12 protein-coding genes are annotated in these 15,365 nt (G+C 55.5%); 8 read left to right on the forward strand and 4 right to left on the reverse strand.

Features of this window, described 5'->3' with window-relative positions:
* Positions 1-61 precede the first annotated feature (61 nt).
* On the reverse strand, positions 62-694 hold the full coding sequence (locus QWY83_RS13410; RefSeq protein WP_249947174.1) for a glutathione S-transferase: 633 nt from the start codon (positions 692-694) through the stop codon (positions 62-64).
* Between the two features lie 98 nt (positions 695-792).
* Here QWY83_RS13410 and QWY83_RS13415 point away from each other — a divergent pair, with 98 nt between their 5' ends.
* Together QWY83_RS13415 and QWY83_RS13420 are read left to right on the forward strand one after the other, a co-directional pair.
* Entirely contained in the window at positions 793-1,941 is a 1,149-nt protein-coding gene (locus tag QWY83_RS13415) for an amidohydrolase (protein WP_353958954.1), read from the forward strand.
* A gap of 61 nt (positions 1,942-2,002) precedes the next feature.
* The gene (locus QWY83_RS13420) at positions 2,003-2,362 is read left to right on the forward strand and encodes a thiol-disulfide oxidoreductase DCC family protein (RefSeq protein WP_249947172.1); all 360 of its coding nucleotides are present in this window, start codon (positions 2,003-2,005) and stop codon (positions 2,360-2,362) included.
* On the opposite strand, the gene QWY83_RS13425 is transcribed toward QWY83_RS13420, so the two are convergent.
* Positions 2,359-3,165: a crotonase/enoyl-CoA hydratase family protein gene (locus QWY83_RS13425; RefSeq protein ID WP_249947171.1), complete on the reverse strand. Its 807-nt coding sequence runs from the start codon at positions 3,163-3,165 to the stop codon at positions 2,359-2,361. The genes QWY83_RS13420 and QWY83_RS13425 overlap by 4 nt on opposite strands.
* A 116-nt stretch (positions 3,166-3,281) precedes the next feature.
* On the opposite strand from QWY83_RS13425, the gene QWY83_RS13430 reads away from it, so the two are divergent.
* From QWY83_RS13430 to QWY83_RS13450, 5 genes are all read left to right on the forward strand, one after another.
* Positions 3,282-4,292: an AraC family transcriptional regulator gene (locus tag QWY83_RS13430; protein WP_249947170.1), complete on the forward strand. Its 1,011-nt coding sequence runs from the start codon at positions 3,282-3,284 to the stop codon at positions 4,290-4,292.
* 96 nt (positions 4,293-4,388) lie between these two features.
* Positions 4,389-5,774 (forward strand): aspartate aminotransferase family protein, encoded by a 1,386-nt coding sequence (locus QWY83_RS13435; RefSeq protein ID WP_249947169.1) that lies wholly within the window; start codon positions 4,389-4,391, stop codon positions 5,772-5,774.
* On the forward strand, positions 5,774-7,168 hold the full coding sequence (locus QWY83_RS13440; RefSeq protein WP_249947168.1) for a glutamine synthetase family protein: 1,395 nt from the start codon (positions 5,774-5,776) through the stop codon (positions 7,166-7,168). The genes QWY83_RS13435 and QWY83_RS13440 overlap by 1 nt, the downstream gene beginning before the upstream one ends.
* 82 nt (positions 7,169-7,250) lie before the next feature.
* Positions 7,251-8,909, forward strand: a complete 1,659-nt coding sequence (locus QWY83_RS13445; protein WP_249947167.1) for a peptidase U32 family protein — start codon at positions 7,251-7,253, stop codon at positions 8,907-8,909.
* A 92-nt stretch (positions 8,910-9,001) separates the two neighbouring features.
* Positions 9,002-9,688 carry a sugar transferase gene (locus QWY83_RS13450; protein ID WP_249947166.1) on the forward strand — a complete coding sequence of 229 codons (687 nt, stop codon included), beginning with the start codon at positions 9,002-9,004 and terminating at the stop codon, positions 9,686-9,688.
* 2 nt (positions 9,689-9,690) lie between these two features.
* Here QWY83_RS13450 and metH read toward each other — a convergent pair whose 3' ends face one another.
* Positions 9,691-13,386, reverse strand: a complete 3,696-nt coding sequence (gene metH, locus QWY83_RS13455) for a methionine synthase (protein ID WP_249947165.1) — start codon at positions 13,384-13,386, stop codon at positions 9,691-9,693.
* An 89-nt stretch (positions 13,387-13,475) separates the two neighbouring features.
* Entirely contained in the window at positions 13,476-14,072 is a 597-nt protein-coding gene (locus QWY83_RS13460) for a sulfotransferase family 2 domain-containing protein (protein WP_249947164.1), read from the reverse strand.
* Between the two features lie 183 nt (positions 14,073-14,255).
* Between QWY83_RS13460 and recA the strand changes: the two genes are divergently transcribed.
* The gene (recA, locus tag QWY83_RS13465) at positions 14,256-15,329 is read left to right on the forward strand and encodes a recombinase RecA (RefSeq protein ID WP_105235164.1); all 1,074 of its coding nucleotides are present in this window, start codon (positions 14,256-14,258) and stop codon (positions 15,327-15,329) included.
* Positions 15,330-15,365: the final 36 nt, after the last annotated feature.

The following is a 15,365-nucleotide window of genomic DNA, read 5'->3' on the forward strand; positions in this document are numbered from 1 at the left end:
GCCCGCTTTTGGCGGGCCGTTTTCGTTTGTCTAGGGCGCCTAGAGGCGAGACTTTGGGCGTTCAGCCAAAAAAGGCGGGTTCATCCCCAACAGCCCACGGTTTCCGTTTGTCCATAACCCGCAAAAAGAGATCGCTCGCCAAAAAACGATCAAGGTAAGCGCGCAGGTTGGTCCAGCCTTGTGCGTCAAACCAAGTGCGGTCGATATGTGCGAACTGTCGAATGAACGGCAGAATGGCGAGGTCGGCAATGGTCATCGTATCCCCGTAGAGGAAATGTTGACCTGCAAGCTGACGATCCAAAGTCCGTAAGTGCGCTGACCCCTTCTCGCGTTCTGTATCCAAGTCCAGATCGGGATAGCGCGTGATGTATTTGGTGTGATCAAGTGCCGCCTTAAACGGTCCGTCGTTCGCCTTGATCAATACCCAACCATCTTCTGGCATATCCATTAGCCCGTTCGGGTCACGCTGTTGCAATGCCCAGACCATAATGTCGAGGCTTTCATCGTAGACTGCGTCAGCTGTGCGCAGGCAGGGTACAGTGCCCGTTGGCGAGGTGGTCAAAAACTCCTCAGGTTTATCGCGCAGTAGGATTTCGCGGATTTCAACGGTGACGCCAGCGTTTAAAATCGCAAGCCGCGCCCGCATCGCATAGGGGCAACGGCGAAAATTCCAGAAGATGGGTTGATTAGTCATGCGGTGTGTATTCCCAGAAATCAGTTGAGCGGTCTAGGTGGTGCATCATTAGTTTGATGTTAGTGTGGCACAAGGACGGCCCAAGGAGAGATATGGACATGCTTAATGACGACGTTTTCGCTGGATTGATAGCATGGCGGCGCGATCTGCATCGGAACCCCGAACTGTCGGGGCAGGAGGCGGAAACGGCGGCTCGAGTGGTTGAGATGCTGCGAGCGACGACGCCAGATGAGATTATCGTCGGCCTTGGCGGGCACGGTGTTGCGGGCTGCTACAATGGCCGTGAGGCTGGTCCGACGGTCCTATTGCGCTGCGAATTGGATGCACTGCCGATCCAAGAGCTATCGACCGCGCCGCACAGGTCGTCTCGTGATGGCGTTGCGCATTTGTGCGGGCACGATGGGCATATGGCCATTTTGGCTGGGGTTGCCCGTTGGGTCGATGAAAATCGACCGCTAAAAGGGCGAGTGGTTCTGTTGTTCCAACCCGCCGAAGAGGATGGCTCGGGCGCGGCCAAGGTTATCGCCGACCCGAAATTCGCCGCGATCACTCCCGATGTTGCGCTATCGCTTCACAATATGCCTGGCATTCCAACGGGTCATGCGGCGATTGAGGTGGGGCCAATGGCCTGTGCGTCGCGCGGTATGAAGGTTGTTTTAACGGGGCGCACCGCCCATGCGTCCCAACCTGAAACAGGGGTGTCGCCCGCGCTCGCTATTGCTGAATTGATCCCAGCGTTGACAGGGTTGGCGACACATGGACGCCCGCAGGACCCAAGCTTTACGCTAGCAACGGTGACACATGTCCGCATCGGCGAAGCGGCCTTTGGCGTCGCGCCTGCGCACGCCGAACTTTGGGTCACACTTCGTACGCAACAAGACGCGACCATGGATGCTTTGGTAGCGCGGGCAGAGGGATTGGTGACCGCAGCTGCGTCTAAATTTGGGCTGGGTGTTGAGATCACTTATCACGATGTTTTCCATCACTGTATGAATGCGCCTGAGGCGTCAGTGATATTAGAAACTGCGATCGTGAGCGAAGGGCTTACGCCTGTCAGAGGGTATTTACCGATGCGTGCGTCTGAGGATTTTGGGCGGTTTGGACAGGTGTCGAACGCGGCGATGTTCTTGCTCGGCGCAGGGACCGACATACCCGCACTTCACAACCCCGATTACGATTTCCCTGACGAGCTGATCAAAACAGGTGCCAATGTCTTTATTCGCGCTCTGCAGCAGTTGGTCTATTAGCGTCTTGTCTACTGGAGCCCTTGTTCTACCTTCTTACCTCGTAAACGAGGTGAGTAAACCAGTGAACCAGCCAGCAAAGTATGTAACTGTTTGGTATGACAGCCAGTGCCCACTTTGTGCACGTGAGATCGCTTTGATGCGGCGGCTAGACCGTAGAGGGGCGATCGATTTTGTCGACGCCTGCGATCCGAACACGTCATGCCCATTGGATCGGACCGCAATTCTCGAACGGTTTCATGCGCAGGTCGGCGATCAGTTGTTTTCGGGCGCTGCTGCTTTTGCCGCCATGTGGCGTGCGATCCCCGTTTTGCGACCTTTGGGCGTCCTCGCGGGCTGGTCGCCGATGACGCCACTTTTTGAAGCGCTCTACAAAGGCTTTCTTAGGATTAGACCGCGATTACAACGAGCCTTGGGCGGTTAACTGTTCGGTCGCACCCGCGCGGCTGATTTATCCGCAAACGCCGCGAGCCGCGCACGAGCATCGGGTTGAGTGTTCACAACGCCTGCTACGACGGACTCCGCATAGGCGGCATCCATCGCGGACATATTCCTCATGTGGCTCACCGCCGAGCAAATCGCAAAGTTCGACAGTGGAAGGTTTTCAGCGGCCTTTTGCGCGAGCTCCAGTGCCATATCCAAACTCGACCCGTCAGTGTGGTATTGCGCGAGGCCAATATCGACGGCCTCGGTCCCTTGATACACACGGCCCGTGAGCATCATGTCGATCATCCGCGCTTTGCCGACGAGGTCGGTCACGCGAATGGTCGCGCCGCCACCTGTGAACAATCCGCGCTGGCCTTCGGGAAGGGCGAAATAGGTCGTGTTGTCCATAACGCGGATATGTGCGGCGCTCGCCAATTCGAGGCCACCCCCTACAACGGCACCTTTCAGGGCTGCGATGATCGGAACGCCACCATATTCCATTTTATTAAAGGCCTCGTGCCAGCGCAGACAGAGATGCATGAAATCGGCGGGGCTACGGTCTTCGCGGTGATGTTCCACGAGGTCGAGGCCCGCGCAGAAGTGATCGCCAGATCCCGCTAAAACCACAGCACGCACGCCGGCGCGAGGGGCGGCCGTAAAGAAATCGACCAGCTCTTCAATCGTCGCGCTGTCGAGAGCATTCCGCTTTGCTGCGCGGTTGAGCGTTACGAGCAGAACACCGTTGTCCTGTTCCGCGATGTCGAGGTTTGCATAGCGGCTGCTGTCGATTGATGTGGTCATGGGGTGGTCCTGTTTCATCATTTAGTGACAATTAACAACGTCGATATGGTCAATCTATCGCAAGAACTGACGAATAATTTGCTGAAAGTGACAGTTTGGGGCAGGGTGGTGGATAAATGAAAAAGAGTGACTCAATATACCCCACCGTGTCCCGTGCGTTCATCCAAGACTGGGTTGACGCATTGGAGCGATCATGGCCGCGGGACAGGTTCGACAGTGTCCTCACTGATATTGGCCTGACCGACGGTGTGGTCAGGGTGACGCACGACCAAATCGTGATGCTCTATCAGAGGATCGCGATTGAGACGGGCGATGAAATGGTTGGCCTTTGGGGGCGCCCCGTGCGGGCGGGTGCGTTGAAATTGCTCTGCGGTTCTGTGCGGGATGCGTCCTCCATGTCAGCCGCGCTTTATCGGTTCGTTCAATACTGGAACATCGTTCTGGACGATGTGAGGTTGGAGCTGTCAAATGCGAACGGGCACATTGCTCTTTCGATCACGGAGACTGCAGAACAGCCTGCCAATCGGTTCGGCGTGCTGCTCGTTCTAAAGCTCGCGCATGGCATCGCATCTTGGCTCGCTGGATTTGAAGTGCGTCTGAACGAGGTGCAGTTCGGATTTGAACCCCCTGATTTTGCATCCGATTATCCGATTCTATTCCCATGCCCCGTTGCGTTTTCTCATCAGAAATCGACGATCGTATTCAGTAAAGATCTGCCCGATACGATCCTTGCGAAAAGCGACGCAGAGTTGAGGGAATTCCTTGTGAGAGCGCCACGAGATTGGATTTTTACGGCGTTTCGCGAACATGCATTGTCACTTCGCTTGCGGGAAATGGTTTTGGCGTCTGAAGGGTTTAATCTGTCGTTGGTTGAGGCGGCGCAAATGATGAACGTCACCTCGCGCACCTTGATGCGTCGCTTGGATGCCGATGGAACGACATTCCAGCTGATCAAGGACGGCGTTCGGCGTGACGTGGCGATGCGTGAGCTTTCGTCTGGAGCAAAGTCGATTGAGGCTATCGGGCAGGACGTCGGGTTTGCCTCGGCTGCGAATTTTCACCGTGCGTTTCGACGGTGGACCGGCCAAACGCCACGGGCTTATCAGCCGCGTAAGAAAAGGGAATAAATTTGATCATAAATTTATAACGAAGGACTTTATTGCTTCTTTTTAAACGTATATCCAGTGTCAAACTGTTTGCTCAAATCAGGCGGAGCGGAGCCCATGTCACAGGTCATCGAAGAATTGGCCGGCGTCCCTTTGGAACGATTGCATGAAATCGCGAAACGCGAGGCGCAGCGCTATGTGAATAGCCGTCCAAAGACCCAAAAGGCTCTTAAATCAGGGTCCGCGTCGTATTTGGATGACGTTCCGATGCATTGGATGAAGGACTGGCCGATGCCGTTCCCAATGCTTGTGCAAAAGGCCAAAGGAGCGCAGATCACCGACCTTGATGGGCATAGGATCGATGACTTTTGCCTTGGCGATACGGGTTCAATGTTCGGCCATTCCCCGAAACCCGTTGCGAAAGCGATCCGCAAACAGGCGAAACGCGGGCTGACCTATATGCTCCCGACTGAGGCCGCGTTAACGGCTGGAGCGTTGTTGACGGAACGGTTTGGCGACTTTGCGTGGCAGATTGCGACCACGGCGACGGATGCGAACCGCTTTGCCTTGCGCGTGGCCCGCGCGGTGACGGGGCGGCCCAAGGTTTTGGTGTTCAATGGTTGTTATCACGGAACCGTTGACGACGCGATGGTTGAACTGCGTGGTGGTAAGACATCGACGCGCGAGGGTCTTGTAGGGCAGGTGGCTGATCTCACCCAGACGGCCGTTTGCGCAGAATTCAACGATCTGGCGAGCGTCGAGGCCGCGCTGAAAACGGGTGAGGTTGCGGCCATTTTGACTGAGCCTGTCATGACCAACTCTTGCATGGTGCTTCCACACGAGGGGTTTCATGCAGGGCTGCGGAAACTGGCGAACAGATATGGCGCGCTTCTGATCATCGATGAAACGCATACGATTTCATCGGGCTTGGGCGGCTATACCCGCGTGCATGCACTCGAACCTGACATTTTTGTCGTTGGGAAATGTGTGGCGGGCGGAATGCCAACCGCCGTTTGGGGGCTCGCACCCAAGGTTGCGAAATCCTACCTGCGGTATTGTGCTGAAAAACCCAGCGGCCATTCGGGGATGGGCACCACGCTCTCTGCCAACCCGATGCAATTTGCTTGTCTCACGGCCACGCTGTCCGACGTGATGACTGCCGAGAACTACGACCACATGGAGCGCGGCGCTGCGCGACTGGCTGACGGTTTGGCGGACGTGATCCAGCGCCATCGTGCACCATGGCACGTTGTCCGTGTTGGCGCGCGTGTCGAATTTATCTGCGCCAAGTGTCCGCTCAATAACGGAACCGAGGCCGCCGCCGCTCATATCCATGAGGTCGAGGCCGTTGTGCATACGGCGCTCTTAAATCGTGGCTGCCTGATCGCGCCGTTCCATAATATGATGTTGGTCAGCCCTGTGACCACACATGACCAGATTGACCGCCTTATCGCTGCGTTCGATGATGTGATGTCCGACCTCTTCGCCAAAGGAAAATCCTGATGACCCAAACCTGTCCCTCTGGCGCGAGTGTTGCCGAAGCTGAAGCGTTCCTCGAAGCGCATCCCGAAATCGAGGCGATTGATATTGTCCTGCACGACTCTAACGGGATCGGGCGGGGCAAGATCATTCGCCGCCACGAACTGGTGTCGATCTATAAATCGGGTCGTCATATTCCGATTTCGATCCTCGGTCTCGATATATGCGGTGAAGATGTCCATGAGACAGGTCTGATCTGGGATCAGGGCGATGGCGATCTGCGGGCGTGGCCTATTCCAGGCACATTGAAGCCGCTCCACAACACCACGCCGCCTCGGGCCGAGGTGTTCCTGTCGCTTTATGAACTCGACGGTCGTCCGATGACCTCTGACCCGCGCCATGCCTTGCAGCGGCAGGTCGATGCCTTTGCGGCCAAAGGTTTGAAACCTGCGGGCGCGTTTGAGTTGGAGTTCTTCCTCCTCGACAACGAACGCGACGCCGATGGCAAAGTACGCCCTGCACGTGACGTTTTGGATGGTCGGAAATCTAGCGGCAAGACTGAGGTCTATTCCGTCGATCATCTACATGGCATGCTGCCGCTTTTTTCGGACATCTACGCGGGCGCTGAGAAGGCTGGGATCAAGGCAGAGACCATGATTTCCGAATATGCACCGGGTCAGTATGAACTCACATTGCATTACCGCGAGGATGTGATGCAGGCGGCGGATGACCTTGTGCGGCTCAAACGGATTGTGCGGCAACAGGCGCGCGCGCATGGGGTCACGGCTTGTTTTATGGCGAAACCGATTGAGGATTACGCAGGCTCCGGCATGCATTTCCACGTGTCTTTGCAGGATGATGCGGGCAACAACGTCTTTGCCGAGGAAGAGGGCGAAGGCTGGACCGATACGATCCTCCATGCGATTGGCGGACTGCGGGCGACGATGGGTGAATCCATGCTAGTCTTTGCGCCGCACCTCAATTCGTGGCGTCGTTTTGCAAACCAAAGCTATGCGCCAGTGTCGACGGCGTGGGGTGTGAACAACCGCTCTGTCGCGCTTCGCATTCCCGAAGGCGACGTTAAAGCGCGCCGCATTGAACATCGTCCCTCTGGCGTGGATGCGAACCCATATCTGATTGGGGCGACGGTGCTGGCGGGTATTTTGCACGGGATTGAGAACCGCATTGATCCGGGTCCAGAAACCACGGGCAACGCTTATGACGAGGACCCCGCAGGTCCGCCGATCCCACGTGATTGGCGCAGTGCGATTGACATGGCGGTGAAATCGGACTTCCTGAAGTGGGCCTTGGGCGAAGACATGCATCGTACCTTTACGGCGGTGCGTCAGGCTGAATACGACCGTGTGGCGCGCACCATCAGCAATGTGGATTACGACCTCTATCTTTACACGATCTGATCGTTTTTAGGTTTCTTTGTCCTCGATCAAGGTTTATCGGACCCACGCCGCTATGTGGACCGATAGCCAGAGAGGACATGCCATGCCCAAAGATCAGACCCAGACCCGTCGTTCAGAGCTTTTGATGCCTGCGGGCTCGCTTGAGCGGCTGAAGGTTGCTGTTCTCTATGGGGCCGACGCGGTTTACCTCGGCACGCCCGATATGTCGTTGCGGACGAAATCAAAGTTCTCGCTTGAGGATGTGAAAGAGGGCGTCGCCTTTGCCCATGCGCATGGTGTGCGGGTCTATCTGACGCTCAACCTCTTCACGCATAACAAAGACGTCGAAAAGCTAGAGAGCTTTATTGAGACGCTGAAAGACATCCGTCCAGATGGTGTGATCATCGCGGACCCCGGTGTCTTTAACTACGTGCGCAAACATGCGCCTGAGCTGAACCTCCATATCTCGACCCAAGCGAACGTGTGTTCATGGCTTACGGTCGATTATTGGAAAGACATGGGCGCCGAACTGGTCGTTTTGGCCCGTGAAGTCACCTTTGCCGAGATGGAAGAAATCCGCGAAAAATGCCCTGACATCCGCCTAGAGAGCTTTGTTCACGGTGCGATGTGCATGACCTATTCGGGCCGCTGCCTGTTGTCGAACTTCATGGCCGAACGCGGCGCGAACCAAGGCAATTGCGCGAACTCCTGTCGTTGGCACTACAAGGTTCACATGAAGCTCAAGGACGGCACGATCAAAGAATTGCCGCTGACCGAAGAGAACCTCGAACTGTTCGAGTTCGTGTTGGAAGAGGGTGCTCGCCCCGGTGAATTCATGCCCATCGAAGAGGATTGGCGCGGCTCGTATATCCTGAACTCCAAGGATATGTGCCTCATGCCGAAACTCAACGACTTGCTGCGCATCGGCGTTGATAGCCTCAAGGTCGAAGGGCGGAACAAAAGCCCGTATTACGTCGCCACCGTTGCCCGTGCGTATCGCCGTGCCATTGATGACTATTACGCCGATCCCGAAAACTGGTCGCCCGATCAGTATATGGACGAACTCGTCGGTGCGACGAACCGTGGGTTTACCATCGCGTTCCACGAGGGCCGCCTCCAGAACTACGCTCACAACTATGACCACACCAAAGCGATGGCACCGTGGGAATTTGCGGGCATGATTACTGAGGTTCGCGAGGACGGTCTGGTGATGAACGTCAAAAACCGTCTCGACGGCGGCGATGTTCTTGAATTCCTGCCATCCGATCCCAAAGCGGAGCCCGTGCTGTTACGTCTCTACGAATACGAGCTCGCCAATAAACCGGGTGAAATCGCGGATTACGTCGTAGGTAGCCGTGGCGATCAGGTCTTTATCCCGTTCACAGCCTTTGACCGCGAAGACCCCGAAGCGATCCGCCGTAATTTCCCTCCGTTCACCATTGTGCGCTCCGAGGCCATGCTGACCGACGACGACTGGCGTCGGTTCAAGCTCGATAAAACGGCGCAGAAAATTGAACTGGGGCAGGACGCCTACAAGGGTGCCTATCGCAATCAGGTCAAAAAACTGCAGGACGCCATCGGCTCTGAGCAGATGGAAAAACGGTCCAAAACCTCGCGCTCTGGTGCGGCGGGCTGCTGTGGTCGTGGCTGTAACGGGTGTCTGATGTTCTGGAACGACCCCGAATACGCAAAGGCCCGCGAATTGCTCAAGCAAAAGAAAATGGGCGAAATGTTGGACCGCGATATGCGGGAAAAAATCTAAGCTGGATTTTCACTTTAGCATTCAAACTTCATTAAGCACTTCCCCCTAAGGTCAGGGCCTGCAGATGCGGAAACTTGGCTTGGGGAAGTGTTATGAAATATGCGCCAATCGACAGTGTTTCGGTTCCGTCCTTTCCTGTGAGGCAGGTGTCCCGATATGGCGCGCGTCTCTATCAACGCGTCTTTAAGCGGTTGATTGATACGCTGCTCGTCGTGGTGTCCTTGCCGATTGTGGTGCCTGTCATTGCGGTTCTTGCGCTGATCATTCGTCGCGACGGTGGTCCTGCGTTCTTCGTGCAACCGCGCGTTGGTCTGAATGGAGAGGTATTTCCCTGTTTCAAACTGCGGACAATGCATATCGATGCTGAAGCGCGGTTGACTGAGATGTGCGCCACCGATCCGATCATTGCCGCGGAATGGCATCGCGATCAAAAGCTCCGCATTGATCCGCGTATCACGAAGGTTGGGTGCTTCTTGCGGCGGTCCAGCCTCGATGAGTTGCCACAGCTCTTAAACGTCTTGCGCGGTGAGATGAGCATCGTTGGCCCGCGTCCCTTCCTCCCATCCCAAGAGGAACTTTATCGTCGCGCAGGCGGTCGCGCCTATTATGCGATGCGTCCTGGCATTACAGGGTCTTGGCAGGTGGCGGGGCGTGGTGACACTCGGTTTGTCGATCGTGTGGGATTTGATGACTACTACCATTCCCGTCTTAGCTTTAAGGAGGACATGATGATCCTCCTTAAAACGGTCAGCGTCGTCATCAAAAGCACGGGGCGCTAAGATTAAGTTTGGTAATTGAGGATCGGTGACAGCCAGCGTTCAGCCTCAGCCAGGCTCATGCCTTTGCGGTTCGCGTAGTCCTCAACTTGATCACGCTCAACTTTACCAACCCCGAAATAATAGCTCTCTGGATGGCCGATATAGAGGCCAGACACAGAGGCAGCAGGCCACATCGCGTAGCTTTCCGTGAGTGAAACACCTGTCGACGTCTCCGCATCCAACAGCGTCCAGAGCGTCGCTTTTTCTGTGTGATCAGGTTGTGCTGGATAACCGGGAGCAGGGCGGATACCTGCGTAGGGCTCAGTGATCAGATCGGTCGGGGCATAGTCCTCGGACGCATATCCCCAAAGCTCGGTGCGGACATATTCATGCATCCGCTCGGCAAAGGCTTCGGCAAAGCGGTCGGCCAGTGCCTTCACCATGATCGACGAATAATTGTCGTGCTTGGCGTCAAACTGAGCCGCGATATCGTCCTCCTCGGGGCCAGCCGTGACAACAAATGCACCGACATAGTCGCCAGATGGCGCAACAAAATCAGAGAGCGCGACATTGGGACGACCATCGCGTTTCGCCGTCTGCTGACGCAGCGTGTGAAGCGTTTGGAGCGGTTCCGCGCGGGTATCATCGGTGAATAGCTGAATGTCGTCACCGATAGACTGCGCGGGCCAGAACCCGACGACAGCCTTTGGCGCAAACCAGTTTTCATCGATGATTTTTCCCAACATAGCTTGAGCGTCCGCAAAGAGGGATCGTGCCGCGTCACCTTGCTTTGCATCGTCCAGAATAGCCGGATATTGGCCCTTCAGCTCCCACGTTTGGAAGAACGGCGTCCAGTCGATGTAGTCGGCCAACTCAGCCAGCGACCAGTGATCAAAGACGCGCGTGCCGAGGAAACTTGGTGTTTTAGCCTCATACCCGCTGAAGTCGATCTTTAACGCGTTGTCGCGGGCCTCCTGCAATGTGATCCGCTTTTTACCGCGTTCACCACGCGCATGTCGCTCTGCAATGTCAGCGTAATCGGTGCGAGTCGCCTGTTTCACCTCGGCGGCTTTGTCCGACAATAGCGACGACACAACGCCGACTGCGCGGCTGGCGTCTGTCACATACATCGCCTGACCGCTGGTATATTTCGGCGCGATTTTCACGGCAGTATGAACCTTGGATGTGGTCGCGCCGCCGATCAGCAGGGGGATGGTAAAGCCCTCCCGCTCCATCTCGGCGGCAACATGTACCATCTCGTCCAGCGACGGTGTGATCAGACCAGACAGCCCGATCACATCGACATTTTCACGCTTTGCCGTTTCAAGGATTTTCGACGTTGGTACCATCACGCCGAGGTCGATGATTTCGTAGTTGTTGCAGGCCAATACGACGCCAACGATGTTTTTGCCGATGTCATGCACATCGCCTTTCACCGTTGCCATGAGGATCTTACCTGCGGCCTCTTGTTTGCCGTCTTTTTCGGCCTCGATGTAGGGCGTCAGAACAGCGACGGCTTGTTTCATCACGCGGGCCGATTTCACGACTTGGGGGAGGAACATTTTACCCGCCCCAAAGAGATCACCGACTACGTTCATGCCGTCCATCAACGGCCCCTCAATCACGTCGAGCGGGCGGGTCGCCCGTTGGCGGGCTTCTTCGGTATCGGCCTCAATGAATTCGGTGATGCCATTGACCAAGGCGTGTTCCAGTCGTTTTTCGACCGAGGCCTCGCGCCAAGACATGTCCTTTTCCTTGGCCTGCGCGCCGCCTTGACCGCGATAGGTCTCGGCAAGTTCCAGCATCCGCTCTGTGGCGTCAGAACGGCGGTTGAGAACCACATCCTCGCAATGTTCGCGCAATTCGGGGTCGATCTCGGAATAAACAGCGAGCTGCCCCGCGTTCACGATGCCCATGTCCATGCCGTTTTGAATGGCGTGGTAGAGGAACACGGCATGCATCGCTTCTCGGACGGCCTCGTTTCCGCGGAAGGAAAACGACAGGTTTGATACCCCGCCCGAGACATGAACATGCGGGCAGGCCTTAGTGATCCGCTTGGTCGCGTTGATGAAATCGACGCCATAATTGTCGTGTTCTTCAATGCCCGTCGCGACCGCAAAAACGTTCGGGTCAAAGATGATGTCTTCGGGTGGGAAACCGATGTCTTGGGTCAGGATATGATAGGCACGGGTGCAGATTTCGACCTTGCGGTCTTCGGTATCTGCTTGGCCGCGTTCGTCAAAGGCCATGACGACGACGGCGGCACCATATCGACGACAAAGGGTTGCCTGCTGGCGAAACTGCTCTTCGCCTTCTTTCATGGAAATCGAATTGACGATGGCCTTGCCTTGAATGCACTTCAGGCCCGCCTCGATCACCTCCCATTTTGAGCTGTCGACCATGATCGGCACGCGGGCGATGTCAGGCTCTGCCGCAATCAAGTTCAGGTAATCGACCATCGCTTGTTTACTGTCGATGAGGCCCTCATCCATGTTGATGTCGATGATCTGCGCACCGTTTTCGACCTGCTGGCGGGCGACGTCCAAGGCTGCGGTGTAATCCGCTGCCGTGATCAATTTGCGAAACTTCGCCGACCCCGTGACGTTTGTCCTCTCGCCCACATTCACGAACGGAATGTCGTTGGTTAGGGTAAACGGCTCTAGCCCAGAGAGACGCATGAGCGGTTCAACGGTCGGGATCGTGCGGGGCGCGTAGCCTTTGACTGCCTCAGCAATGGCGCGGATGTGGTCAAAGGTCGACCCACAGCACCCGCCGACGATGTTCAACAGCCCTTCTTTTGCAAAGCCTTCGATTTGGGCCGCCATCTGTTCGGGCGTTTCATCATATTCACCAAACTCATTGGGGAGGCCCGCGTTCGGGTAGGCGCAAATGCGGGTGTCGGCAACGTTCGACAATTCTGCCAAATGTTCACGCATCGCATTGGCGCCGAGCGCACAGTTCAGCCCGATGGTAAAGGGCCGGGCATGACGCAGCGAATGCCAGAACGCCGTCGGCGTCTGTCCCGAAAGCGTACGCCCTGACAAGTCAGTGATCGTGCCTGAAATCATGACGGGCAGGATGATGCCTTTCGCCTCAAACACTACCTCAGCGGCAAAAACCGCAGCTTTGGCGTTTAGGGTATCAAAGATCGTTTCGATCAGAATGATGTCCGCGCCGCCGTCGATCAGCCCATGGATTTGCTGAGCATAGGCAACACGCAAATCATCAAACGAAACAGCGCGATAGCCGGGGTTGTTCACATCAGGGCTAATGCTCGCTGTTCTATTCGTCGGACCAACAGCGCCCGCAACAAACCGAGGCTTCCCATCAATCGCCGTCGCGCGGTCCACCGCCTTGCGCGCCAAACGTGCGCCGGCCACGTTCAGATCATAGACCTTATCCTCGAGCCCGTAATCCGCCTGCGCGATGGTGGTAGATGAGAACGTATTGGTCTCTGCAATATCGGCCCCAGCCATCGCATATTGAAAGTGAATTTCCTCAACCGCGTTCGGTTGCGTGAGGTTCAACAGGTCATTGTTGCCCTGTTGCGGCTTGTCCGAATGGATGTGGCACCCGCAACCGCCATGCCCCGTGAAATCCCCTTCAACAAGGCCGAGCTTTTGGATCTGTGTCCCCATAGCGCCGTCCAGAATAAGGATGCGGTCACGGGCTGCGGTGGTAAGGCTGTCAAAAATAGGCGAACGAACTGGTTTGGTCATTAAGGTATCCTTTGCTTGCGCGGGTGATACCTGCCACCGTTCGATTAGTGAAATTCAAGATCATCAAGAAGATTATGAATTTCGCGTGGTTAATGCCGTGCGGCGTCCCATAGGGCAAAGTCCGCTGCATTTGTATGCCGCAAGAGTGCTTCGACCTCTGGCAGCAGCGATACTTCCATTCGCGGCGACACGTTCAACTCTTTCAATTCGAGCTTCACATTCAACCGTGTTTCAAGGAATTCGATGAGCTTTGGTTGGGCTTCATATCGGAACACGTAATCGCATTTGGTCGGGCCGTTGTTCGCCGCGAGGAATTTGGCCTGTGAGCCGACATTGGCAAACGGCGCGGGCTTTTCTTCACAATATTCGACGACGAACTCATCAAACGTCATGCCGCGTGTGCTGTTCTTGCTCCCAACCAGATCGTCGCGATTGCGGTATCGATACCAGCTCGAAAGCCAATCAATCGGATGACGGACGACAGCGACGGTTTGCAGGCCCTCGGCGCCAGCCTTTTCCAGCATCGGCAGAACAAACCGTTTGTAGCGGTAGTAGGGCGTATGTTTGAGAATCGGTGGATCGCGGAAAACGGCTTGGGCACGCGGCGCGAGTGCCCCCTCAATCGCCGTTGTGCCCGTCTTTGGCACGGCCAGAAAAACAAGCTTTTCGTTCCAGAAAACAAGCATATCGACGCAAAATCCCACTCTCGGTTTGGATGTAAACTACTCTTTAATCTCTCGCGAATGAAAGTAGCCCAAGAAAATAATTCTTGAAATGTTCTCTTTTTGATCTCATAACGAATGAGAACAAGAGGCGAACAAAGGCAATGATTGCCGCACCCCTCACGGTGTGAAATAAGGATCGCAAAGATGGCAATGGCAGATATTTTGAGCATGACTGACAAGAAAACCGCCGATAAGCAAAAGGCGTTGGAATCCGCACTGGCCCAGATCGAACGTCAGTTCGGCAAAGGGTCTATCATGAAGCTCGGCAAGGATAGCCCTGTCCAAGAGATTGAGGCGACATCGACTGGCTCGCTTGGCCTCGATATCGCGCTCGGGATTGGCGGTCTGCCCAAGGGGCGGATCATCGAAATCTATGGGCCTGAATCGTCGGGTAAGACCACGCTGACCCTTCATGCGATTGCAGAAGAACAGAAAAAGGGCGGTGTTTGTGCATTCGTCGACGCCGAGCATGCTCTGGACCCGATCTACGCGAAAAAACTCGGCGTTGATCTGGACGAACTTCTGATTTCGCAGCCTGATACGGGTGAACAAGCACTGGAGATCGTCGATACCCTCGTACGTTCTGGCGCTGTGTCGATGGTCGTCGTCGATTCGGTTGCGGCTTTGACGCCGAAGTCCGAACTCGAAGGTGACATGGGCGACAGCAACGTGGGTGTTCATGCGCGTTTGATGTCTCAGGCGATGCGCAAACTCACAGGATCGATCTCAAAATCGAATTGTATGGTGATCTTCATCAACCAAATCCGGATGAAGATCGGCGTCATGTTCGGTTCGCCCGAAACCACAACGGGCGGTAACGCTCTTAAATTCTACGCCTCCGTTCGCCTCGACATCCGTCGTATTGGCGCGATCAAAGACCGTGATGAAGTGGTCGGTAACTCGACCCGCGTTAAAGTCGTAAAAAACAAGGTAGCTCCGCCGTTCAAGCAGGTTGAATTCGACATTATGTATGGCGAGGGGATTTCTAAAACGGGCGAACTTCTGGACCTTGGTGTGAAAGCTGGCGTTGTTGAAAAGTCTGGCGCTTGGTTCTCTTACGGGGATGAACGGATCGGCCAGGGCCGTGAAAACTCTAAAACCTTCCTTAAAGAAAATCCGCAGATCGCTCTCGAAATCGAAGACAAAATTCGCGCCGCGCATGGTCTCGATTTCCACATGGATGACAATGACAGCGACGATGATCTCGTCGAGATGTAATGGATCAAATTCTGACGAAAGGCCGCTCTTTTGGGC

The sequence above is a fragment of the Marivivens donghaensis genome (genome assembly GCF_030410045.1).
GTDB lineage: Bacteria > Pseudomonadota > Alphaproteobacteria > Rhodobacterales > Rhodobacteraceae > Marivivens > Marivivens donghaensis.

What these genes read in the sequence shown, in the direction of transcription:
- QWY83_RS13410 (WP_249947174.1), bottom strand. Translation starts at nt 694, where the DNA reads ATGACTAATCAACCCATCTTCTGGAATTTTCGCCGTTGCCCCTATGCG.
- QWY83_RS13460 (WP_249947164.1), bottom strand. Translation starts at nt 14,072, where the DNA reads ATGCTTGTTTTCTGGAACGAAAAGCTTGTTTTTCTGGCCGTGCCAAAG.
- metH (WP_249947165.1), bottom strand. Translation starts at nt 13,386, where the DNA reads ATGACCAAACCAGTTCGTTCGCCTATTTTTGACAGCCTTACCACCGCA.
- QWY83_RS13425 (WP_249947171.1), bottom strand. Translation starts at nt 3,165, where the DNA reads ATGACCACATCAATCGACAGCAGCCGCTATGCAAACCTCGACATCGCG.
- QWY83_RS13440 (WP_249947168.1), top strand. Translation starts at nt 5,774, where the DNA reads ATGACCCAAACCTGTCCCTCTGGCGCGAGTGTTGCCGAAGCTGAAGCG.
- QWY83_RS13430 (WP_249947170.1), top strand. Translation starts at nt 3,282, where the DNA reads ATGAAAAAGAGTGACTCAATATACCCCACCGTGTCCCGTGCGTTCATC.
- QWY83_RS13435 (WP_249947169.1), top strand. Translation starts at nt 4,389, where the DNA reads ATGTCACAGGTCATCGAAGAATTGGCCGGCGTCCCTTTGGAACGATTG.
- QWY83_RS13450 (WP_249947166.1), top strand. Translation starts at nt 9,002, where the DNA reads ATGAAATATGCGCCAATCGACAGTGTTTCGGTTCCGTCCTTTCCTGTG.
- QWY83_RS13445 (WP_249947167.1), top strand. Translation starts at nt 7,251, where the DNA reads ATGCCCAAAGATCAGACCCAGACCCGTCGTTCAGAGCTTTTGATGCCT.
- recA (WP_105235164.1), top strand. Translation starts at nt 14,256, where the DNA reads ATGGCAATGGCAGATATTTTGAGCATGACTGACAAGAAAACCGCCGAT.
- QWY83_RS13415 (WP_353958954.1), top strand. Translation starts at nt 793, where the DNA reads ATGCTTAATGACGACGTTTTCGCTGGATTGATAGCATGGCGGCGCGAT.